The 19,755-nt window shown below is 65.7% G+C and carries 20 protein-coding genes; 4 read left to right on the top strand and 16 right to left on the bottom strand.

Annotated elements, in window-relative coordinates:
• Positions 1 to 40 precede the first annotated feature (40 nt).
• The 6 genes from JQ603_RS06585 to JQ603_RS06610 form a co-directional block, all read right to left on the bottom strand.
• Entirely contained in the window at positions 41 to 520 is a 480-nt protein-coding gene (locus JQ603_RS06585) for a MaoC family dehydratase (protein ID WP_027543107.1), read from the bottom strand.
• A complete protein-coding gene (locus JQ603_RS06590) occupies positions 521 to 2,239 on the bottom strand; it encodes an AMP-binding protein (protein ID WP_212337523.1) in 1,719 nt (572 codons plus the stop codon).
• A gap of 129 nt (positions 2,240 to 2,368) precedes the next feature.
• Positions 2,369 to 3,256: a 3-hydroxyisobutyrate dehydrogenase gene (gene mmsB, locus JQ603_RS06595; RefSeq protein WP_212337526.1), complete on the bottom strand. Its 888-nt coding sequence runs from the start codon at positions 3,254 to 3,256 to the stop codon at positions 2,369 to 2,371.
• Positions 3,257 to 3,282: 26 nt separating this feature from the next.
• Positions 3,283 to 4,350, bottom strand: a complete 1,068-nt coding sequence (locus JQ603_RS06600) for an enoyl-CoA hydratase/isomerase family protein (RefSeq protein WP_212337528.1) — start codon at positions 4,348 to 4,350, stop codon at positions 3,283 to 3,285.
• Positions 4,347 to 5,492, bottom strand: a complete 1,146-nt coding sequence (locus JQ603_RS06605; RefSeq protein ID WP_212337530.1) for an isobutyryl-CoA dehydrogenase — start codon at positions 5,490 to 5,492, stop codon at positions 4,347 to 4,349. The genes JQ603_RS06600 and JQ603_RS06605 overlap by 4 nt, the downstream gene beginning before the upstream one ends.
• A gap of 121 nt (positions 5,493 to 5,613) precedes the next feature.
• Positions 5,614 to 7,110, bottom strand: a complete 1,497-nt coding sequence (locus JQ603_RS06610) for a CoA-acylating methylmalonate-semialdehyde dehydrogenase (protein ID WP_212337531.1) — start codon at positions 7,108 to 7,110, stop codon at positions 5,614 to 5,616.
• Between the two features lie 102 nt (positions 7,111 to 7,212).
• On the opposite strand from JQ603_RS06610, the gene JQ603_RS06615 reads away from it, so the two are divergent.
• Positions 7,213 to 8,127: a LysR family transcriptional regulator gene (locus JQ603_RS06615; RefSeq protein ID WP_212337533.1), complete on the top strand. Its 915-nt coding sequence runs from the start codon at positions 7,213 to 7,215 to the stop codon at positions 8,125 to 8,127.
• Between the two features lie 103 nt (positions 8,128 to 8,230).
• On the opposite strand, the gene JQ603_RS06620 is transcribed toward JQ603_RS06615, so the two are convergent.
• Together JQ603_RS06620 and JQ603_RS06625 are read right to left on the bottom strand one after the other, a co-directional pair.
• Positions 8,231 to 8,851 (bottom strand): TetR/AcrR family transcriptional regulator, encoded by a 621-nt coding sequence (locus JQ603_RS06620; RefSeq protein WP_212337535.1) that lies wholly within the window; start codon positions 8,849 to 8,851, stop codon positions 8,231 to 8,233.
• A gap of 70 nt (positions 8,852 to 8,921) precedes the next feature.
• Positions 8,922 to 9,449 (bottom strand): PaaI family thioesterase, encoded by a 528-nt coding sequence (locus tag JQ603_RS06625; RefSeq protein ID WP_212337537.1) that lies wholly within the window; start codon positions 9,447 to 9,449, stop codon positions 8,922 to 8,924.
• 157 nt (positions 9,450 to 9,606) lie between these two features.
• Here JQ603_RS06625 and JQ603_RS06630 point away from each other — a divergent pair, with 157 nt between their 5' ends.
• From JQ603_RS06630 to JQ603_RS06640, 3 genes are all read left to right on the top strand, one after another.
• A complete protein-coding gene (locus tag JQ603_RS06630; protein ID WP_212337539.1) occupies positions 9,607 to 10,377 on the top strand; it encodes an enoyl-CoA hydratase in 771 nt (256 codons plus the stop codon).
• Positions 10,378 to 10,663: 286 nt separating this feature from the next.
• Positions 10,664 to 11,860 carry an acetyl-CoA C-acyltransferase gene (locus JQ603_RS06635; RefSeq protein WP_212337541.1) on the top strand — a complete coding sequence of 399 codons (1,197 nt, stop codon included), beginning with the start codon at positions 10,664 to 10,666 and terminating at the stop codon, positions 11,858 to 11,860.
• Positions 11,861 to 11,970: 110 nt separating this feature from the next.
• Positions 11,971 to 13,266, top strand: coding sequence for an MFS transporter (locus JQ603_RS06640; protein WP_212337543.1), 1,296 nt, complete (start codon positions 11,971 to 11,973; stop codon positions 13,264 to 13,266).
• On the opposite strand, the gene JQ603_RS06645 is transcribed toward JQ603_RS06640, so the two are convergent.
• The 8 genes from JQ603_RS06645 to JQ603_RS06675 all read right to left on the bottom strand — a co-directional run bounded on the left by JQ603_RS06645 (position 13,263) and on the right by JQ603_RS06675 (position 19,694).
• Positions 13,263 to 13,529, bottom strand: coding sequence for a carbohydrate porin (locus JQ603_RS06645; RefSeq protein WP_433996629.1), 267 nt, complete (start codon positions 13,527 to 13,529; stop codon positions 13,263 to 13,265). The genes JQ603_RS06640 and JQ603_RS06645 overlap by 4 nt on opposite strands.
• Positions 13,430 to 13,699, bottom strand: a complete 270-nt coding sequence (locus JQ603_RS38485; RefSeq protein WP_433996630.1) for a hypothetical protein — start codon at positions 13,697 to 13,699, stop codon at positions 13,430 to 13,432. Before JQ603_RS38485 ends, JQ603_RS06645 begins: the two co-directional genes overlap by 100 nt.
• Before the next feature lie 80 nt (positions 13,700 to 13,779).
• On the bottom strand, positions 13,780 to 14,271 hold the full coding sequence (locus JQ603_RS06650; RefSeq protein ID WP_212337545.1) for a hypothetical protein: 492 nt from the start codon (positions 14,269 to 14,271) through the stop codon (positions 13,780 to 13,782).
• 176 nt (positions 14,272 to 14,447) lie between these two features.
• Positions 14,448 to 15,071 carry a 3-isopropylmalate dehydratase small subunit gene (leuD, locus tag JQ603_RS06655; RefSeq protein WP_212337547.1) on the bottom strand — a complete coding sequence of 208 codons (624 nt, stop codon included), beginning with the start codon at positions 15,069 to 15,071 and terminating at the stop codon, positions 14,448 to 14,450.
• The gene (leuC, locus tag JQ603_RS06660) at positions 15,068 to 16,477 is read right to left on the bottom strand and encodes a 3-isopropylmalate dehydratase large subunit (RefSeq protein WP_212337549.1); all 1,410 of its coding nucleotides are present in this window, start codon (positions 16,475 to 16,477) and stop codon (positions 15,068 to 15,070) included. Before leuC ends, leuD begins: the two co-directional genes overlap by 4 nt.
• 3 nt (positions 16,478 to 16,480) lie before the next feature.
• Complete coding sequence (locus tag JQ603_RS06665) at positions 16,481 to 17,479, bottom strand: Bug family tripartite tricarboxylate transporter substrate binding protein (RefSeq protein WP_212337551.1); 999 nt, start codon at positions 17,477 to 17,479, stop codon at positions 16,481 to 16,483.
• A gap of 44 nt (positions 17,480 to 17,523) precedes the next feature.
• Complete coding sequence (locus JQ603_RS06670; protein ID WP_212337552.1) at positions 17,524 to 18,738, bottom strand: CaiB/BaiF CoA transferase family protein; 1,215 nt, start codon at positions 18,736 to 18,738, stop codon at positions 17,524 to 17,526.
• Positions 18,735 to 19,694, bottom strand: a complete 960-nt coding sequence (locus tag JQ603_RS06675) for a hydroxymethylglutaryl-CoA lyase (RefSeq protein WP_212337555.1) — start codon at positions 19,692 to 19,694, stop codon at positions 18,735 to 18,737. The genes JQ603_RS06670 and JQ603_RS06675 overlap by 4 nt, the downstream gene beginning before the upstream one ends.
• Between the last annotated feature and the right edge of the window lie 61 nt (positions 19,695 to 19,755).

A 19,755-nucleotide genomic window follows, 5' to 3' on the forward strand; every position in this document is an offset into this window, starting at 1 on the left:
CGATGGGTTGCCGGGTCAAGCCCGGCAACGACGCCTCAGGTCAGGCGAAATAGATCAACCCGAGCCAGTCGGCGACCAGCGCGGGCTTGTCCTCGCCCTCGATCTCCACCGTGACGTTGGTGCGGGACTGCAGCTCGTTGGGCTTGCGGAGCTTGGCTTCCGCCAGCACGAAGCGGCCGCGGACGCGCTTGCCCGAACGGACCGGCGAGATGAAGCGCAGCTTGTCGAAGCCGTAATTGACGCCCATCGTGGTGCCGGCGATCACAGGCATCACCTCATAGGACATGATCGACAGCAGCGACATCGTGAGAAAACCGTGCGCGATGGTGGTGCCGAAGGCGGTTTCCTTCTTCGCACGTTCCGGATCGACATGGATGAACTGGTGATCCTCGATCACGTCGGCATAGGTGTCGATACGGGGCTGGTCGATCAGGTGCCACGACGACACGCCGATCTCCTTGCCAACCATGGCCTGATAGGCCTCGAGCGCAATCGGCGGCTTCTTCCAGACTTCGTTCACTTAGGTCTCACTCCGTGTTTTCGGCAACTCCGGAAAATCCTCCTCGCGGAATTCCCGGCCGCGCAAGGGATCGCCCCGATCATCGTCGCGTTCGAGCCGTCGTAGCTGCACGCGGCGGATTTTGCCAGAGATCGTCTTCGGCAGTTCGGTGACGATTTCGAGGCGGCGGATGCGCTTGAACGGCGCAAGGCGCGTGTGCAGGTGCTTGAAGATCGACAGCGCGGTCTCCGGCGTCCGCTCCGCGTCCGACGTCAGCAGCACGAACGCCTTGGGGATCGCGAGCCGGATCGGGTCCGGGCTCGGCACCACCGCGGCTTCGGCAACGAGTTCATGCTCGAGCAGCACGCTCTCCAGCTCGAACGGGCTGATGCGGTAGTCCGAGGATTTGAACACGTCGTCGGAGCGGCCGACGAAGGTGAGATAGCCGTCCTCGTCCGCAAACACGACGTCGCCGCTGCGATAGAGCACGCCTTCGGCGCCGGACAGCTTGCCGTCGTCGCCCTGATAGCCCTGCATCAGGCCAGCAGGACGGTCATCGCCCAGCACCAGCGTCACCTCGCCCTCCTTCGCGGGATTGCCATCGGCATCGCTGACCTGCACGCGATAGCCGGGCAGCGGCCGGCCCATCGAGCCGATCTTGATTGTCTGCCCGGGCGAGTTGCCGGCCAGTGCCGTGGTCTCGGTCTGGCCGTAGCCGTCGCGGATGGTGAGGCCCCAGGCGGCCTGCACCTGGTCGATCACTTCCGGATTGAGCGGCTCGCCGGCGCCGCAGACCTCGCGAAGGGCCACCTTGAACGAAGCAAGGTTCTCCTGGATGAACAGCCGCCACACCGTCGGCGGCGCGCACAACGTGGTGACACCGCAGCGGCCGATCGTGGCGAGCAGCGCCTTGGCGTCGAAGCGCGGCTGGTTGACCACGAACACGGTCGCACCGGCATTCCACGGCGCGAAGAAGCAGCTCCAGGCATGCTTGGCCCAGCCAGGCGAGGAGATGTTGAGATGGACGTCGCCGGGCTTCAGGCCGATCCAGTACATCGTCGAGAGATGGCCGACGGGGTAGCTGCGCTGGCTGTGCCGAACGAGCTTTGGTTTTGCCGTGGTGCCCGAGGTGAAGTAGAGCAGCATCGGGTCGTCGGCGTTGGTCGCACCGTCGGGCGCAAAGCTTTCGGAAGCCTTTGCCGCTTCGTCATACGCAAGCCAACCATCGGAAGGCGCGCCGACCACGATGCGGACGACATTCTCGGCACCTAAGCTCGCGAATTTTGCGACCTGATCCTGCGCCGCGACCACCGCCCTCGCCTTGCCGCGATCGAGCCGGTCATGCAGCTCGTCGGCGGTGAGCAGCGTTGTGGCGGGGATCACCACGACGCCAAGCTTCATCGCCGCCAGCATCGTCTCCCACAGCGGAACCACATTGCCGAGCAGCAGCAGGAGATGATCGCCGCGCCTCAAACCCTGCGCGCGGAGGAAGTTTGCGACCTGGTTCGAGCGCTTCGAGAGCGCCGCGAAGGACAGCTTTGTCTGCCTGTCCTGCGCGGCATCGACGATCCAGAGTGCGGGCCGATCCTTGCTTTCCGCATTGGTCGCGAGCTCAGCGTCGAACCAGTCGAGCGCCCAGTTGAAGGGAACCGGATCGGGCCAGCGGAAGTCTTTGACCGCGGTCTCGTAGTCCGTGCGGTTGGCCAGCAGAAACGCGCGCGCGTCCTGAAATGTCGTCATTGTGTCCGGGCCCGTCGATTGACGTTCGAGCGTAGCCCGGATGGAGCGAAGCGCAATCCGGGGCCGGTCGCGCCAATTGAAAGAGCTGTCCCGGATTTCGCTTCGCTTCATCCGGGCACCAAGCGAAGGCTATTTTCCGGCCAGTGCTCTAACGTGCTTGATAATTCCGGAAAAATCCACCCCGCCCTGCCCGGCTGCGTCGAAAGATTGATAGATCTCCTGCGCATGCTTGCCGAGCGGCGTGGCCGCGCCCGCGGCCTTGGCGGCGTCCTGCGCCAGCGTCAGGTCCTTCACCATCAGCGCCGAGGCAAAGCCCGGCTTGTAATCGTTGTTGGCCGGCGAGGTCGGCACCGGGCCGGGAACCGGACAATAGGTCGTCAGCGACCAGCACTGCCCCGACGAGGTCGAGGCGACGTCGAACAGCGCCTGGTGCGAGAGCCCGAGCTTCTCGCCGAGCGCGAAGGCCTCGCTCACCGCGATCATCGAAATGCCAAGGATCATGTTGTTGCAGATCTTGGCTGCCTGGCCGGCGCCGGCGCCACCGCAATGCACGATCTTCTTGCCCATGTTTTCGAGCACGGGCTTTGCCACCGCAAACGCCTTGTCGTCGCCGCCGCACATGAAGGTGAGCGTCGCGCCCTTGGCGCCACCGGTGCCGCCGGAGACCGGCGCATCGACCGAAAGCACGCCGCTGTTGGCGGCCAGGGCATGCGCCTGACGCGCGCTTTCGACGTCGATGGTGGAGCTGTCAATGATCAGCGCGCCCTTGGCCATGGCAGGAACGACCTCGTTCCAGACGCCGAGCACGTGCTTGCCGGCCGGCAGCATGGTGACGACGACATCCGCGCCCTTCACCGCACCCGCGGCGCTGTCGGCGATGCCGGCGCCATCGGCCTTGGCTTGCGCGCGCGAGGCTTCGACGAGGTCGAACGCCACCACCTTGTGGCCGGCCTTGACGAGGTTGGCGGCCATCGGGCCGCCCATGTTGCCGAGGCCGATGAATGCGATCGTGGCCATTGTCGTTCCCTCCGCTGTAGCGTTGATTAGTTGAACTTCAGCTCATCAGTGCCGATCTCGGCGAGATACGGCGCAAGCATGTCCGACGTCACATCCTCGATGCGCGGCGGCGACCAGGTCGGATTGCGGTCCTTGTCGATCACGGCGGCGCGCACGCCCTCGCGGAAATCGTCGCTGCGGAAGACCTCCAGCGCGGCGCGGTATTCGCGCGCCAGGCACTCCTCCAGGCTCGACGATGTGCGCGCGAGCCGCAGCAGTTTCAGCGTCACCACCATGCCACGCGGCGATTTTTCGTTGAGCGTCTTCAGCGTCGCCTGTGCGAACTCGGAACCGTCGCGCTTCAGCGCCGCGACGATGTCCTCCATGCGGTCGAAGCCGAACAGCGCATCGATCGCCGGCTCCTTCGCCGCGACCGGCCCTGCGGTCTCGCCGGTTGCAAAGCTGCCGATGAGCTTTCCGACCTCGGCGGCCGTCGCACCGGAGCGCAGCTTCGTCAGCGCCTCGCGCAGCTCCGGGAGTCTCGCGGACGGTACAACCCAATCGGCAAACTTCGCGTGGATCGCGTCCGGTCCGTTCATGGTCTGGCCGGTCAGACCAAAATAGGTGCCGATCTCGCCCGGCGAATGCGACAGCAGAAAAGTGCCGCCGACGTCGGGGAAGAAGCCGAGCCCGACCTCGGGCATCGCGAGTTTCGTGCGGTCGGTTACCACGCGATGACTGGCATGCGCGGAGAGCCCGACGCCGCCGCCCATCACAATGCCGTCCATGAAGGCCACATAGGGCTTTGGGAACTTCTTGATCCGGGCATTGAGGATGTACTCCTCGCGCCACAAAATCTTGCCGAGATCACCGTTAACCTTGGAGCTTTCCCAGAGCGTGCGGATGTCACCGCCGGCACACAGGCCGCGTTCGCCGGCGCCTTCCAGCACGATCACAGCGACTGCGCGATCGGACTCGAAGCGGTCGAGCGCCTTTTCGATGTCGCGAAACATCTCCAGCGTCACGGCATTTATCGCCTTGGGACGGTTGAGCCGGATGATGCCGGCGGCGCCCTCGACGCGGGCGACCAGATCACCCTCTTCCACTCCACTCATCGCGCGCCCTCGATCAGTTTGCGCGCCACGATGAGCCGCATGATTTCATTGGTGCCTTCGAGGATCTGGTGCACGCGCAGATCGCGCACGATCTTCTCGATGCCGTATTCGCTGAGGTAGCCGTAGCCGCCGTGAAGCTGCAGCGCATGGTTGGCGACCTCGAAGCCGACATCGGTGCCGAAGCGTTTTGCCATCGCGCACAGCATGGTGGCGTCGGGGTCCTTGCGGTCGAGCGCCGCCGCAGCCCGCCACAGGAAGGTGCGTGCGGCCTCGAGCTCGATCGCCATGTCGGCAAGCTTGAATTGCAGCGCCTGGAATTCGTCGAGCCGTTTTCCAAAGGCCTTGCGCTCCTTCATGTAGGCGCGCGCCTTGTCGAGCGCGGTCTGCGCGCCGCCGAGCGAGCACGCCGTGATGTTGAGGCGACCGCCGTCGAGGCCGGCCATCGCAATCTTGAAGCCTGCGCCCTCCTCGCTCAAGCGATTGGCGACAGGCACGCGGGCGTTCTCGAACATCACAGCGCGGGTCGGCTGCGCGTTCCAGCCCATCTTGCGCTCGTTGGCGCCAAAGGAAACGCCAGGCGTCTTGCCATCGATGACAAGGGTCGAGATGCCGCCCGGACCATCGCCGCCGGTCCGCACCATCGCCACCAAGAGATCCGTGCCGCCGGCGCCGGAGATGAACTGCTTCTGGCCGTTGAGGAGGTAATGGTCGCCGTCCCGCACCGCGCGGGTGCGCAGGGCCGCCGCGTCCGAGCCCGCGCCCGGCTCGGTCAGACAGTAGCTTGCGATCAGCTCCATGGTGCAGAGTTTTGGCAGCCATTGATGGCGCTGGGTGTCGCTGCCGAAGGCATCGATCATCCAGCTCGCCATGTTGTGAATGGAGATGAAGGCCGAGGTGGTCGGGCAGCCCGTCGCCAGCGCTTCAAAAATCAGCGCCGCATCGAACCGCGTCATGGCCGAGCCGCCGACATCCTCGCGGATGTAGATGCCGCCCATGCCGAGCGTCGCCGCCTCGCGCATGACGTCGACGGGGAAATGCTTCTCCTCGTCCCAGCGCAACGCGTGCGGCGCGATCTTCTCCGCCGCAAACGCCAACGCCATGTCGCGAACCGCGACCTGATCCTCGTTCAGAGCGAACTGCATGCTGGGCTCCTCACCTTCCTCGTCATTGCGAGGAGCGAAGCGACGAAGCAATCCGGACTGTCTCTGCGGAAAGATACTGGATTGCTTCGCTACGCTCGCAATGACGGGCTGGGCAACAGCCCTACTTCATCAGCGGGATCGAGAACTCCGCACCTTCCTTGACGCCGGACGGCCAGCGCGAGGTCACCGTCTTGGTCTTGGTGTAGAAACGGACCGAATCCGGACCGTGCTGGTTGAGATCGCCGAAGCCCGACTTCTTCCAGCCGCCGAAGGTGTAATAGGCGATCGGCACCGGGATCGGCACGTTGATGCCGACCATGCCGACGTTGACCTTGGCCGCGAAGTCGCGGGCGGCGTCGCCGTCGCGGGTGAAGATGGCAACGCCGTTGCCGTAGTCATGGTCCGACGGCAGCGCCAGCGCTTCCTTGTAATCGTGCGCGCGCACGACCGAAAGCACCGGGCCAAAGATCTCTTCCTTGTAGATCCGCATGTCCTTGGTGACGTTGTCGAACAGCGAACCGCCGAGATAGAAGCCCTTCTCGTAGCCCTGCATCTTGAAGCCGCGGCCGTCGACGGCGAGGGTTGCGCCTTCCTTGATGCCGATGTCGATGTAGCTCTTGACCTTCTCGACCGCCTCGCGGGTCACCAGCGGACCGTAATCGGCCGACGGATCGATCGAGGTGCCGATCTTGAGGCTCTCGACGCGCGGGATCAGCTTTTCCATGAGGCGGTCGGCGGTGGACTTGCCAACGGGAACGGCAACGGAGACCGCCATGCAGCGCTCGCCGGCCGAGCCATAGCCGGCGCCGATCAGCGCGTCGACGGCCTGGTCCATGTCGGCGTCGGGCATGACGATGGCGTGGTTCTTGGCGCCGCCGAAGCATTGGCAGCGCTTGCCGGTCTGGGCCGCGCGCTCATAGATGTACTGCGCGATCGGCGTCGAGCCGACGAAGCCGACGGCCTTGACATCGGGATCGTCGAGGATGGCGTCGACGGCTTCCTTGTCGCCATTGACGACGTTGAGGATGCCGGCCGGCAGGCCCGCTTCCATCATGAGCTCGGCGAGCAGCATCGGCACGCCGGGATCGCGCTCCGACGGCTTGAGGATGAAGGCATTGCCGCAGGCGATCGCGGGCGCGAACTTCCACATCGGGATCATCGCCGGGAAGTTGAACGGCGTGATGCCGGCGACGACGCCGAGCGGCTGGCGCATCGAATAGATGTCGATGCCGGGGCCGGCGCCCTCGGTGTACTCGCCCTTCATCAGATGCGGGATGCCGCAGGCGAACTCGGCGACCTCGAGGCCGCGCTGAATGTCGCCCTTGGCGTCAGGCACGGTCTTGCCGTGCTCGCGCGCCAGCAGCTCGGCGAGCTTGTCGTAGTCGCGCTGCACCAGCTCGACGAACTTCATCATCACGCGGGCGCGGCGCTGCGGGTTGGTCGCGGCCCATTCGGGCTGCGCGGCGCGCGCGTTCTCGACGGCGGCCCGGACCTCGGCCTTGGACGCCAGCGCCACCTTGGCCTGCACGTCGCCGGTCATCGGCTCGAAAACGTCGGCGGTGCGGCCAGAGGTGCCCTTGACCTCCTTGCCACCGATGAAATGTCCGATTGAACGCATGGGATGGTCTCCTTCAGGCCGAGCGTGGTCGCTTTGACAAATCCTATTGACCTGCATTTTATAGGATTCAAGTCTGAGATAATGCACCATAGATGTGCGAAAATGCTGGATCAAGGTCACATCGACTGGGACGACTTTCGCTTCGTGCTGGCCATCGTGCGGGGCGGCTCGGTGTCGGCTGCGGCAAAACAGCTCGGCGTCGACCATGCCACCGTGATCCGCCGCGTCGACCGGCTGGAAAAGCACCTCTCGGCCAAGCTGTTTGACCGACGCAAGACCGGCTACCTCCTCACCGAGGCCGGCCAGCGCGTCGCCGACAGCGCCGAAGCCATGGAATCGACCATCGTCGCCAACCAGGAGCAGGTCGGCGGCTCCGTGGCCCGGCTGACCGGGACGGTGCGGATCGGCGCCCCTGATGGCTTCGGCACCGCGTTCCTGGCACCGCGGCTGGCGCCGTTCGCCGACCGCTATCCCGACCTCGATCTGCAACTTGTGGCTACCGCGCGGCTGTTCAGCCTCTCCAAGCGCGAGGCCGACATCGCGATCAGCCTGACCATGCCGAAGGAAGGCCGCATCGTCGGCCGCAAGCTGCTCGACTACCGCCTCGGCCTCTATGCCGCCCCCGCCTATCTCGACCGCTTCCCAAAAATCGCCTCACGGCAGGATTTGGTGCAGCACCGCTTCGTCGGCTACATCGAGGAGCTCTTGTTCACGCCGGAACTCGACTATCTGCCGCAGGTGTCGCCGCGGATCTCCGCGCGCTTTCGCAGCGCCAATCTGATCGCGCAGCTCAACGCCACCCTCTCCGGTTTCGGCATCGCCGTGCTGCCGCATTTCATGGCGAGCGATTATCCGCAACTGGTGGCCGTGCTGCCGGACGAGATCTCGATCACGCGGACGTTCTGGATGCTGATGCACGCCGACAGCAAGGACCTGGCGCGGATCAGGGCCGTGGCGGATTACATCTCCGAAATCGTGGAGCGGGACCGGGCGCTGTTTGCGGGGCGGACCTCGTAGGGTGGGTTAGCGAAGCGTAACCCACCATCGTTCATGCCGCGACGACAGAAGTGGTGGGTTACGCCTTCGGCTAACCCACCCTACGCATTCAACGGCATCTCGCCTAATTCTGCTTCTTCTTCGCCGGTGCAGCCTTCGCAGGCTCGCGCTTGGCGCCGCCCAGCGCGCTGTCCTTGCCCGCCTTCAGCACCTCGTCCGACAATTCGCTGGAGCCGGCGATGCGCGCCAGCAGCATGGTGCCGGCCATCGTCGCGAGCGTCGCGATCGCCTGCTTGCGAGCGGCCTTGCGCGGCACGTTCGGGATGTAATCGGTCATCATCTCGATCATCTCGTCGAGCTTGCCGGCAAACGCCTTTCGCGTCTTCGGGCTCTCGCGGGCGATCTCGGCACCGAGCGCAGGGATCGAGCAGCCATGGCCGGGATTGTCGCGGTGCAGCGTCGAGAGATAGGCCTCCGTGATCAGCGCCAGCCGCTTCTCGGGCGAGGCCTCGCCGGTGATCTTGCGCCAATGGTCCATCGAGCGGTCCATGGCGTAGGCAAAGGCCTCGATCACCAGCGCCTCGCGGGAATCGAAATGCGCATAGAAACCGCCATGGGTCAGGCCCGCCTCCTTCATGAGGTCGGCGACGCCGATTCCGTGCGCGCCCTTTTCGCGCAGCCGCACCGAGGCCTTCTTCACGATCCGGTCGTGGGTTTCCTGCTTGTGTTCCCGGGAATAGCGCATGGACGTCTCATTGAATGTCGAAGATCATCTCATAACACAGAAATGGACCAGGCGGTGAATTAATTCATGTTCAGACATTGCCGATCATGGAAAAGGTTGCAGTTGCATGGACCGCGAGCGCACCCTTGCCGTCGCGAACGAAACCCTCGGTATAGCTGGTCTGGCGTCCCAGCTTGATGATCTTGCCTTCGGCCGAGATCAGCCCGGAACGCACCGACAGCGGGCGCAGGAAGGTCATTTTCAGGTCGAGGGTCACGGACGACTGCCCCGCCTCCAGCCGCGTCGAAATCGCGCAGCCCATGGCCGTGTCGATAAGCGCCGCGGCGGTCGCGCCGTGCAGCAGGCCGATGGTGTTTTCGAGATCCTCGCGCGGCTCCAGTTCCATGACGATCCGGCCCGGCTCGACCACCGCCATGGTGAAACCGATCAGCTTGGCGAAGGGCGGCGGCGGCAGCCGGCCGTCGCGGATGCCCAGCATGGCGTCCATGCCTGACAGGCCCATGGCCACTTTCGCGACCGGCGCAGGGACCTGCCAGTCCACCACGCGCTCGCGCCGCTGCGCGGGCGAAAACAGGTCGAGTTGATCGTTGTCGGTCATGGGGGCGCCTCTTTGTATGATCTATATCATACTATGCCACGGACTTCACCCTGGCAACTCTCCGCCCCCACCCGCTTGACAAGCAGGACGTTTCGGCTCGGAAGTAACGTCGACCGGCGCGCCTCGCGCCCGTCCACGAAACCTTCGAGACTCAACGATGGAAATGCTCAATAACCACTGCGGCGTGACGCGCGATGCGCGCGGCGTCGTTCATGTCGCGATCTGCAACGCCGGCGCGCTGAATATCCTGGGCTCGCCCGTGACCGACGCGGTGCGCGAAGGTCTGCGGAAGCTAGCGGCCGATCGCAGCATCCGCGTCGTGGTGCTGCGCGGCCAGAGCGAGAAGAGCATGATCGGCGGCGCCGACATCAAGGAGATGGCGAAGCTCGATCAAAAATCGGCCGAAGCCTTCATCAGCCGCCTGCGCGATCTCTGCGAGGCCGTGCGCCAGTTCCCGGCGCCGGTGATCGCGCGCATGCCCGGCTGGTGCCTCGGCGGCGGGCTGGAGGTCGCAGCCGCCTGCGATTTCCGCATCGCTGCGCATGATGCCCATTTCGGCATGCCGGAGGTCCGCGTCGGCATCCCCTCGGTGATCCACGCCGCGCTGCTGCCGCGCCTGATCGGCTCGGCTCGCGCGCGCTGGCTGGTGATGACGGCGGAGAACATCGACGCAGCCACCGCGCTGGCCTGGGGGCTGGTCGACAAGGTCGCCCCCGAGGGTGGCCTTGATGCGGAGATCGAGCATCTCGTGACCGCGCTGCTCGAATGCGGCCCCGAGGCGCTGCGCTCGCAGAAGGCCCTGCTCCGCCAATGGGAGGAGCTGCCGCTGACGGAGTCGGTGAATTTGAGCGTGAAAGTGTTCGGCGAGTCGTTCCTGACGGACGAGCCGACGCGGCTGATGCAGGCGTTTGTCAACCGGAAGCGGTAGGAGCGCTAGCTGAGTTAGGCTCTCTCCACTCCAAAGGTGTCATGCCCCGGCTTGACCGGGGCATCCAGTACGCCGCGGCCTCTCGGCTCAATCACAGCCGTCTCTGGAATACTGGATCGCCCGCCTTCGCGGGCGATGACAGTGTGCTGTGGGCAGCACCTCCCCCAATCGCACGACCAAATCTCATGCGAACCGCAAGATTTTCTCATCCCAGCCGCAGTTGCATTTTTTGCGCCGCATCATATGATGACCATAATCTTACCCGTCATCGCCAGGGAGCCCCGTCATGGCCGAAGCCGCCGATCCCGTCGTCATCGTCTCCGCCGCCCGCACCCCGCTCGGCCGCTTCATGGGCGAATTGTCGCCGCTCCCCGCACACAAGCTTGGCTCGCACGTGATCGGCGCGGCGCTGGAACGCGCAACACTCGCACCCGAGAAGGTGGACGAGGTCTTCATGGGATGCGTGCTGCCGGCCGGACTAGGCCAGGCGCCGGCGCGCCAGGCCGCACGTAGCGCCGGACTGCCAGACGCCACTGGCGCCACCACGGTCAACAAGGTCTGCGGCTCCGGCATGAAGGCGACCATGCTGGCGCACGACATCATCCGTGCCGGCTCGGCCGAGATCGTCGTTTCCGGCGGCATGGAGAGCATGAGCAACGCGCCCTATCTGCTGGCCAAGGCGCGCGGCGGCTATCGCGTGGGCCACGACCGCATCATCGATCACATGATGATGGACGGTCTGGAAGACGCCTATGAGACCGGCCGCTCGATGGGCGATTTCGGCGAAGCGACCGCGGAGGCCTATCAGTTCACCCGCAAGGACCAGGACGCCTATGCGATGGAAACGCTGAGCCGCGCGCGCAAGGCGGTCGAGGGCGGCGCGTTCAAGGCCGAGATCGCGCCGATCACGCTGACCGAGAAGGCCGGCCCGCGCATCATCGCCAACGACGAGCATCCGCTGAAGGTCGACCCCGCAAAGATCCCCGGGCTGAAGCCGGCGTTCCGCGCCAACGGCACGATCACCCCGGCGGCCTCCTCCGCCAATGCCGACGGCGCCGCCGCGCTGGTGCTGACGAAGCGCTCGCTTGCCGATCGGAGCGGTCTGCCCGTGCTGGCGGAGATCAAGGGCCACGCCACCCACAGCCAGGAGCCGCAATGGTTCACGACGGCGCCGATCCCGGCGATCCGCAAGCTGCTGGACAAGGTCGGCTGGAGCGCTGATGATGTCGACCTGTTCGAGATCAACGAGGCTTTTGCCGTGGTGGCGATGGCTGCGCAACGCGACCTCGGCATTCCCCGGGACAAGCTGAACGTCAACGGCGGCGCTTGCGCGCTCGGCCATCCCATCGGCGCCACCGGCGCGCGGCTGATCGTGACGCTGCTGCATGCGCTGGAAACGCAAAACCTCAGGCGCGGCATCGCGGCGCTCTGCATCGGCGGCGGCGAAGCCACGGCGATCGCGGTGGAGCGTCTGGCGCATTAGCGCCAATGTCCGAAATTGAGGGAACTCTGTCATTTCAGACTTCCGTCAACTGTGCCAGATAACAAGGATGACGCGGGTCCCGTGGGGCTCGCCAACACGATCGAGGCCCAATGATTTCGAACTGGCTCGCGGCAGCACTGTCCCGCCGCAATATCCATTATGGCTGGGTGATGGTCGGCGTAACCTTCCTCGCCGCGCTGATCAGCGCCGGCACGGTCGGCGCGCCCGGCGTGTTCATCGTTCCCCTGCAGAAGGAGTTCGGCTGGAGCACGGCGCAGATTTCCTCCGCGCTATCGATCCGCTTCATCCTGTTCGGGCTGATGGCGCCGTTCGCCGCCGCCCTGCTCAACCGCTACGGCCTGCGCAACGTCACGCTGACGGCGCAGCTCATCGTGGTCTCGGCGCTGGTGCTCTCGCTCGGCATGACCGAGATCTGGCAGCTCATCGCGCTGTGGGGCGTCGTGATCGGCATCGGCACCGGCATGACCGCGCTGGTGCTGGGCGCGACTATCGCGACGCGCTGGTTCGCGGCCCGGCGCGGCCTCGTCGTCGGCATCATGACCGCGAGCGTCGCCACCGGCCAGCTCGTGTTCCTGCCGCTGCTGGCCAGCCTCACCGAACGTTTCGGCTGGCGGCTGGCGCTCGGCTTCGTCTGCATCATGCTCGGTGTCTCCGCGCTGGCCGTGCTGCTCGCGATGCGCGACCGGCCGAGCGATGTCGGCCTGCGCCCCTTCGGCGACGAGGGCACCGAGCCCCTGCCCGCCCCGCCGGTGAGCCACGGCTCGATCACGGCGGTGGCGCTCGGCACGCTGCGTGACGCCTCGAAGTCGACCGCGTTCTGGATCCTGTTTGCGACCTTCTTCGTCTGCGGCGCCTCGACCAACGGCCTCGTGCAGGTACACCTGATCCCGATGTGCCTCGATTTCGGGATCCCGCAGGTACAGGCCGCGAGCCTGCTGGCCGCGATGGGCATCTTCGACTTCTTCGGCACCATCATGTCGGGCTGGCTGTCGGACCGCTACGACAATCGCTGGCTCTTGTTCTGGTACTACGGCCTGCGCGGGCTCTCGCTGATCTTCCTGCCCTTCAGCGATTTCTCGTTCTATGGGCTCTCGATCTTCGCGATGTTCTACGGGCTCGACTGGATCGCGACGGTGCCGCCGACGGTGCGCCTCACCGCGCAGAAGTTCGGACCCGAGCGCGCCAACCTCGTGTTCGGCTGGATCTTCGCCGGCCACCAGCTCGGCGCCGGCGCGGCCGCGTTCGGCGCCGGCTTCTCGCGGACGGTCTATCAGAGCTATCTGCCCGCCTTCTTCATTGCGGGGGCGCTCTGCGTGTTCGCCGCGCTGATTGTGCTGGCGCTGTCGCGGCAGCCGAAGGCCGAGCCGAAGCCAGCGATGGCCTAATACCGGATCGTGGTGGTGACGCCGAACACTGCGGCGTCACCGATCCGCGAAACGCCTATCGGATCGTTCGGGTTCGGGACGCCGCCCGAAGGACGGAACACGTACTGGAAGTAAGGCGCGATCAGCCAGCCCGGCTTGATATGCGCCTCGTAGATCATCTCGATCAGGGTCTCGTTGCTGCGCACCGGACCCTGGACGCCGGTGTAGACATTCGTGTCGATGTCGAGATTGCGCGCGGTGTTCGAGATCCGATGGCGGGGAATTCCGCCGCATCCAAAAACCCGTCGCGGTTCCGGTCGGCAAGCCGGAACAGCTGGTCCATATATCTCTTCCATTCCTCGCAGGTGTAGGTGCCGTCATGGTCATAGTCCCAGATCGGCGGCCCGTCGGGAAAGGGATCGGCGCGGGGCGGGCTCGTGCCCGCCGGGGGCATTTGCGCAAGAGGTTGGGATATCCAGGCAAGAGAGAATGCGGCGACGAGCAAACCTCCGAGGGCTCGTAACGCGCTCGCGGTCACTTCGTCTCCTTGTTCAGTTCGATCGCGACCTCCGACATCCAGGAGCCCGGCGCTTCCATCAGGAACGATTGATGATTGGCTTTGGTCTGGATCGTCACGAGCGCAGCGACGGTGTTTCCTTCAATGCGCGCCTCGATCAAACCGTCCTTGTTGGTGCCGTAGACCTTGCCGCCCTGACGGTATTCGCTCTCGAACCAGTTGCCCGAGAGATCGGTCCCGCTCTGCTCGATATTCGCAGACAAGACCATCTTGTACGCGTCACTGGCACAGCGCAGGTCGAGGCTCACGGAACGTCCGGGCCGCGTGATGTTGTACGCCACCTTGCAACGGACCTTCTCGCGCGGGCCGTCCGACGGCTTCATCGTGCCGGTGCCCGACCATGTGCCGCCCAGATTGTCGAACACCGGCTCGGCGCGCAGCGGATTGATGCCGGCGAGCACGAGGCAGGCGGCGCCAATGGTGCGCGCCGCCAAAGACTTCAATAGCATGTGTCAATCCTGATCCGTAAAATCCCGGCGCGTCCTATGCCCGAACAGCCGCGAGATGTTGGCGAAAATGTTTACGGATATTGCTGCACTTGCCTGAACGTTGCCGGGATCCGCGCCTCACTCGGTGATGAAACCGATATCTGCCGCGCGCTGCCTTCCCGTCCGCACGCTCCGCTTCACCCCGCGAGCCATGGACAGGCTTCGGTCAGGCGACGCTGCGTCGCCGCGATGTCCGGGATGTACTGCGCGGTCAGCGCGAATTCATCCACGCCCTGGACGATCATCTCCAGACCCATCTCGTCTGCGCTGAATGACCCAATGCTCTGGTCGTCGATTGCGATGCGACGCGCGAGGAGGTCGATCGACATTTGCGGCGGCCGGGGGCGGCTCAACGCGCTCACGATGCGGGCATGGGTCGGGGCATCGACGGTCGCCGGCAACAGATGGTTCTTGTAGGCGCTCTGCTCGAAGATCTCGGCAAAGCTCCTGGCAATGACTGCACGGAAGCCGTAGTCCAGCAGAGCCCATACGGCGACTTCGCGCGAGGAGCCGCAGCCAAAATTCTCGCCGGCAAGCAGGATCGGCCCTTGCGCGAATTGCACCTCGTTCAACACGAAATCCGGCTTGAGCTGCCCAGCAGCGTCGAAGCGGAATTCGTGGAAGAGGATTTCGCGCAACCGATCCCGGCCGCCGCCATTGATCCGCTTGTGCGGTGCCGCCGGGACAAGCGCGTCGGTGTCGACATTGTCCCACAGCAGCGGAACGGCAACGCCTTCAAGGCCGGTGAGCTTGCCCGTCATGCCAAGGTCCTTGCCAAGGTCCTGACATCCGTGATCGCACCGTTGACCGCCGCGGCAGCAACCATCGGCGGGCTCATCAGATGCGTGATCGATCCCGGGCCCTGCCGGTTCTCAAAATTCCGGTTGGAGGTGGAGGCACAGCGCTTGCCGCGGCCGACGACATCGGGCCCGAGCGCCGCGCAGAGCGAGCACGCGGACTCGTGCCATTCGAAGCCTGCCTTGCGGAATATCCTGTCGAGGCCCTCGGCCTCGGCCTGCCGTTTCACGCCGGATGACCCCGGGACCACCAGCGCGCGCACGGCCGGCGCGACCTTGCGCCCATCGACGACACGCGCGGCGGCACGAAGATCGGACAGCCGGGCGTTGGTGCAGGAGCCGATGAAGGCGACGTCGATCGGTGTTCCCAGGATGGGCTTGCCCGCCTCGAGGTTGGCGTAGACCAGCGCCCGCTCCCATCGGGAGCGCTGCGAGCGGTCCCTCGCCGTCCCGGGATCAGGGACGGCGCCGTCGACGGGGATTGCATCTTCCGGGCTGGTGCCCCAGCTCACCATGGGGGCGATCGAACGCGCGTCGATGGAATACTCCTTGTCGAAATGCGCCTCGTTATCGCTCGCAAGATCGCGCCAGGCGGAAATCGCGGCATCGAACGCGGCCCCCTTCGGCGTTCGTGGACGTCCTTCGAGGTAGGAGAAGACCGCATCGTCGGGCGCGACCAGCCCGACCCGCGCGCCGAATTCGATGGAGAGATTGCAGAGCGTCATCCGCTCCTCGACCGAGAGGGCGCGGATGGCGCTGCCGGCATATTCGACAGCGCAGCCGGTGCCGCCATCCGTCGAGAAACGCGAGATGATCGCCAGCGCAATGTCCTTCCCGCTGACCCAGGAATCGAGAACGCCGTTCACGGTCACACGCAGTGATTTCGGCCGTGGCAGCCAGAGCGCCTGATAGGCCAGCGCATGCGCGATCTCCGTGCTGCCGATCCCGAACGCGATCGCCCCGAGCGCGCCGTTGGTGCAGGTGTGGCTATCGCCGCAAACCGCCGTCATGCCCGGAAGCACGGCGCCCTGCTCCGCAGCGACGACGTGGACGATGCCCTGCGCGGGATCGCCGAGCCCGATCAGGGGAATGCCGCGTTCGGTCACCTCGCGCCGGAACGAACGCACCGTCGGCGCCATGACGGGATAGGTCTCTTCGGTCCGGCCCGGCGCGGTCGCAACGGTGTGATCGATCACCGCCAGGGTGCGCCCGACATCGGCCACCGCAAGGTTGCGCTCGCGCAGCGTCTCGAATGCGGGCAGCGAGGTCATGTCGTGGAGAAAGACACGGTCCAGCGTCAGCAAGTCTCGCGTCCCGTACGTCCTCGCCGTGTGGGGTTGCCAGATCTTCTCGAACAGCGTCCGCGGCATGCCCTACTCGCCCGTGATGCCAAGCGCACGGACGAGCTCGCCCCGTGCCTTGTAGTCGATGTCGATCTGGCGCCTGAAGTCGTCCTGGCTGCCGCCCGTTGCGACCATGCCCTGCTTGTCGAGCCATGTGCGCATCGTCTCGGTCGCAAGGATCGCGTTGATCTCCTTGTTGAGGGCCGCGATCACCGGCGCCGGCGTCTGCTTCGGCAGCATCAGCCCGATATAGCTGATGATCTTGAAGCCGGGATAGGTCTCGCTGATGGCGGGCACGCCCGGCAGCAGGGGATAGCGCTGCTCGGACGTGACGCCGAGCAGCTTGATCTGGCCTGCGGTCGCCAGCGGCTCCACGGCCGTCGGCGCGCCGAAGATCAGCGGTATCTGCCCGGCAAGAAGGTCGCTCACCGACGCCGCCGTTCCCTTGTAGGGAATGTGGGTCATGGTGAATCCGCCGGACTTCTGCAGCATCTCGCCGGCGAGGCGATGCGGCGTCGAGGCGCCGGCGCTGCCAAAGCTCAGCGCCTGCGGCTTCTGCTTGCCGAGCGCGACGAGCTCGGCGACGGAATTGGCCGGCACATCCTTGGCCGCAGCCAGCAACAGCGGCGACCAGGCGACGCTGACGACGGGCTCCATCGCCTTCGAAAGATCGAAATGGTTGCTGGATGCAAGGTGCGGATCGATGGTGAGCATCGCATCCGTCACCATCAGCACCGTGTATCCGTCCGGCTCCGCCCGCGCCGCCGCCTGCGCGGCGATCATGCCGTTGGCGCCGGTCTTGTTCTCGATCACGACGGAGATCTTGAAGGTGTCGCCGAGTTGCTTGCCGATGATCCGCGCCAGCGCGTCGGCCTGGCCTCCCGCGGAATAGCCGACCAGCATCGTGATCGTTCGCGCCGGATAGGCTTGCGCCCTCGCAGGCCCCGCCATCGCAACCAGCCCAAGCAGCGCGATCGTGGCTGCCGGAATACGCACCTTCCATTGAAGCAGCATGCGGGACATCATCATCCCTTTCCTCCCTGTTGCAGATGGTGGCTCGGCCACTCTTCTTTTTATGCAGGCACGTTCGCTGACGCGGCCAATATGCCGGCGGCGCGCAGATCGGCGATCTCGCGCGCCGAATATCCGGCCGCGCCGAGGATGTCGTCGGTGTGCTCGCCGACGCGAGGCGGCTGGCGCTCGAGGCCCGGCCGGTCGCGCGCGTCGCCGAACTCGACGGGCAGCGCCGGAATTCCGACCAGCGGTCCGCCACCAAAGCCGGCAATGGCCGTTGCCAGCAGTCCGCCATTGGCCAGCAGATGCGGATCGACCGACAGCTCATCCGGCCGCCCGACCCGCGAATACGCCACGCGGGCCGTTTCGCAGTTGGCAAGAATCTCATCGAGCCGCAGCCGCGTGATCCGCCGCTCCAGCTCGGGAAGCATCCAATCGCGCGCCTCGCATCGATTGGCGTTGCCGAGGAGCCGCGGATCGTCGCGCCAGTCGTCGAAGCCGAACGCGTCGCAGAAGCGTTGCCAGTGCCCGTCGGAGGTGCACCCGATGAAGACCTGGCCGCCATCCGATGCGGTGAAGACGTCGTACACGCCCCAGGCATTCTTGCGGGCCGGCATCGGCGGCATCGGACCGCCGATCACGGCACTGCCGACGACGAGCGCGCCGAGCATGAAGGTCGCGCTTTCGAACAGCGAGCTCGAGACCTTCTGTCCGACGCCCGTGACGTCGCGTTCGCGCAGCGCCGACAAGGCTGCCACGACGCCGAAGACGCCGCCGAGGATGTCGATCACGGGCGCGCCTGCGCGCAGCGGCCGGCCGGGCGGCCCCGTCATGTAGGCAAGGCCGGATTGCATCTGCACCACTTCGTCGAGTGCGCCCCGGTTCTCGTAGGGGCCTTTCAGGAACCCCTTCATCGAGAGGTACACGAGCCGCGGGTTGATCTTGCGCAGATCGTCCCAGCCGCAGTTCAGCCGCTCGATCGTCCCGGGTCCAAAGTTCTCCAGCACGACATCGGCATCCTTCACCAGCCGATGCACGATCGCCTGCCCCTCCGGCCGCTTCAGATCGATCGCGATGGAGCGCTTGTTGCGGTTGTAGGTCGCGAAGAATCCGGCTGCGAAGCCCGGCAACCGGCGGGTCGGATCGCCGTCGGCCGGCTCGATCTTCACGACGTCGGCGCCGAGATCGGCGAACAGAACGCCCGCGCACGGGCCCATGATGGTATGGCCGAAATCCAGCACCTTCAGTCCGGCGAGCGGTTTTGCGGAGCTCATGAGCTGGCCCTCCGCCGCATGGCGGCGAGCGTGCCGGATCGCAGCGCGGCGCTTGGCAGGCGGTGTCCGACGATCCGCTCGGCAAGTCGTCCGGCCTCGATCAGCGCCTCGATGTCGAGGCCGGTTGCGATGCCCATTTCCTCGCACAGCAGCGCCAGCTCTTCAGTGGCGATGTTGCCGGGCGCCCCCGGCTGTCCCGCGAACGGACAACCGCCGAGCCCGGCCACTGCGGCATCGAACGCGGTGACGCCAAGTCGCAGCCCCTCATAGGCGCAGGCGATGCCCTGGCCGCGGGTGTCGTGCAGATGCAGCGCGATCCGCAGATCGCTCCAGCGGTCGCGGACGGCCCCGACGGCCGCGGCGACCCGCTGCGGTGTGGCCCATCCCATCGAATCCGCGAGAGACACCTCGCGCACCTCGATCCCTGCTTCGCGCGCGATCGAGAGCCCGTCGGTCACGGTCTCGACAACCCGCGCCGCCGGCACGTCTCCGCCAAAGTTGCAGCCGAACGCGGCCATGACGATGACCTTGGCAATCGGCACGCCCGCCTGCCGGTGCGCGCGCACATAGTTTCGCATCGCCTCGATCTGCCCGGCGCGATCGCGGTTGAGGTTGCGAAGCGCGAACGGCTCGGAGGCGCTCAGCGAGATGAACCCCGCGAGCGTGAGCTTGTCCTTGAACGCCAAGGCGCGCTGCAAACCGCTGTCGTTGAACCACAGCGCCGTGTACTCGACACCTGCGCGGGGGGTGAATCCCGCAACGACCTGCTCGGCGTCAGCCCAGCCCGGCACGTGCTTGGGATTGACAAAGGACGCGACCTGGATGCGCGAGAGACCGGTCGCCGAGAGCGCATCGATCAAGGCGATCTTGTCCGCGGTCGCGATCGGCCCTGGCTCGATCTGAAAGCCTTCACGCGGTCCCTCCTCGGTGATGACGATCCTGTTCGGCAGATCCATGCCGCGACACTCCCGGAGCTATTCTTATTGGTTCTGGCCGGAGCTTGCCGGAGGCCGAGAC

The sequence above is a fragment of the Bradyrhizobium liaoningense genome (assembly GCF_018130825.1).
In the GTDB taxonomy this organism is placed as follows: Bacteria; Pseudomonadota; Alphaproteobacteria; order Rhizobiales; family Xanthobacteraceae; genus Bradyrhizobium; species Bradyrhizobium liaoningense_B.

Excerpts from the sequence above, each read along its gene's own strand:
- JQ603_RS06625 (WP_212337537.1), bottom strand. The coding sequence starts at position 9,449 with ATGACCGACAACGATCAACTCGACCTGTTTTCGCCCGCGCAGCGGCGC.
- JQ603_RS38485 (WP_433996630.1), bottom strand. The coding sequence starts at position 13,699 with ATGCCCCCGGCGGGCACGAGCCCGCCCCGCGCCGATCCCTTTCCCGAC.
- JQ603_RS06610 (WP_212337531.1), bottom strand. The coding sequence starts at position 7,110 with ATGCGTTCAATCGGACATTTCATCGGTGGCAAGGAGGTCAAGGGCACC.
- JQ603_RS06665 (WP_212337551.1), bottom strand. The coding sequence starts at position 17,479 with ATGATGATGTCCCGCATGCTGCTTCAATGGAAGGTGCGTATTCCGGCA.
- JQ603_RS06640 (WP_212337543.1), top strand. The coding sequence starts at position 11,971 with ATGATTTCGAACTGGCTCGCGGCAGCACTGTCCCGCCGCAATATCCAT.
- JQ603_RS06670 (WP_212337552.1), bottom strand. The coding sequence starts at position 18,738 with ATGAGCTCCGCAAAACCGCTCGCCGGACTGAAGGTGCTGGATTTCGGC.
- JQ603_RS06630 (WP_212337539.1), top strand. The coding sequence starts at position 9,607 with ATGGAAATGCTCAATAACCACTGCGGCGTGACGCGCGATGCGCGCGGC.
- mmsB (WP_212337526.1), bottom strand. The coding sequence starts at position 3,256 with ATGGCCACGATCGCATTCATCGGCCTCGGCAACATGGGCGGCCCGATG.
- JQ603_RS06620 (WP_212337535.1), bottom strand. The coding sequence starts at position 8,851 with ATGCGCTATTCCCGGGAACACAAGCAGGAAACCCACGACCGGATCGTG.
- JQ603_RS06615 (WP_212337533.1), top strand. The coding sequence starts at position 7,213 with ATGCTGGATCAAGGTCACATCGACTGGGACGACTTTCGCTTCGTGCTG.
- JQ603_RS06675 (WP_212337555.1), bottom strand. The coding sequence starts at position 19,694 with ATGGATCTGCCGAACAGGATCGTCATCACCGAGGAGGGACCGCGTGAA.
- leuC (WP_212337549.1), bottom strand. The coding sequence starts at position 16,477 with ATGCCGCGGACGCTGTTCGAGAAGATCTGGCAACCCCACACGGCGAGG.
- JQ603_RS06650 (WP_212337545.1), bottom strand. The coding sequence starts at position 14,271 with ATGCTATTGAAGTCTTTGGCGGCGCGCACCATTGGCGCCGCCTGCCTC.
- leuD (WP_212337547.1), bottom strand. The coding sequence starts at position 15,071 with ATGACGGGCAAGCTCACCGGCCTTGAAGGCGTTGCCGTTCCGCTGCTG.
- JQ603_RS06600 (WP_212337528.1), bottom strand. The coding sequence starts at position 4,350 with ATGAGTGGAGTGGAAGAGGGTGATCTGGTCGCCCGCGTCGAGGGCGCC.
- JQ603_RS06635 (WP_212337541.1), top strand. The coding sequence starts at position 10,664 with ATGGCCGAAGCCGCCGATCCCGTCGTCATCGTCTCCGCCGCCCGCACC.
- JQ603_RS06590 (WP_212337523.1), bottom strand. The coding sequence starts at position 2,239 with ATGACGACATTTCAGGACGCGCGCGCGTTTCTGCTGGCCAACCGCACG.
- JQ603_RS06605 (WP_212337530.1), bottom strand. The coding sequence starts at position 5,492 with ATGCAGTTCGCTCTGAACGAGGATCAGGTCGCGGTTCGCGACATGGCG.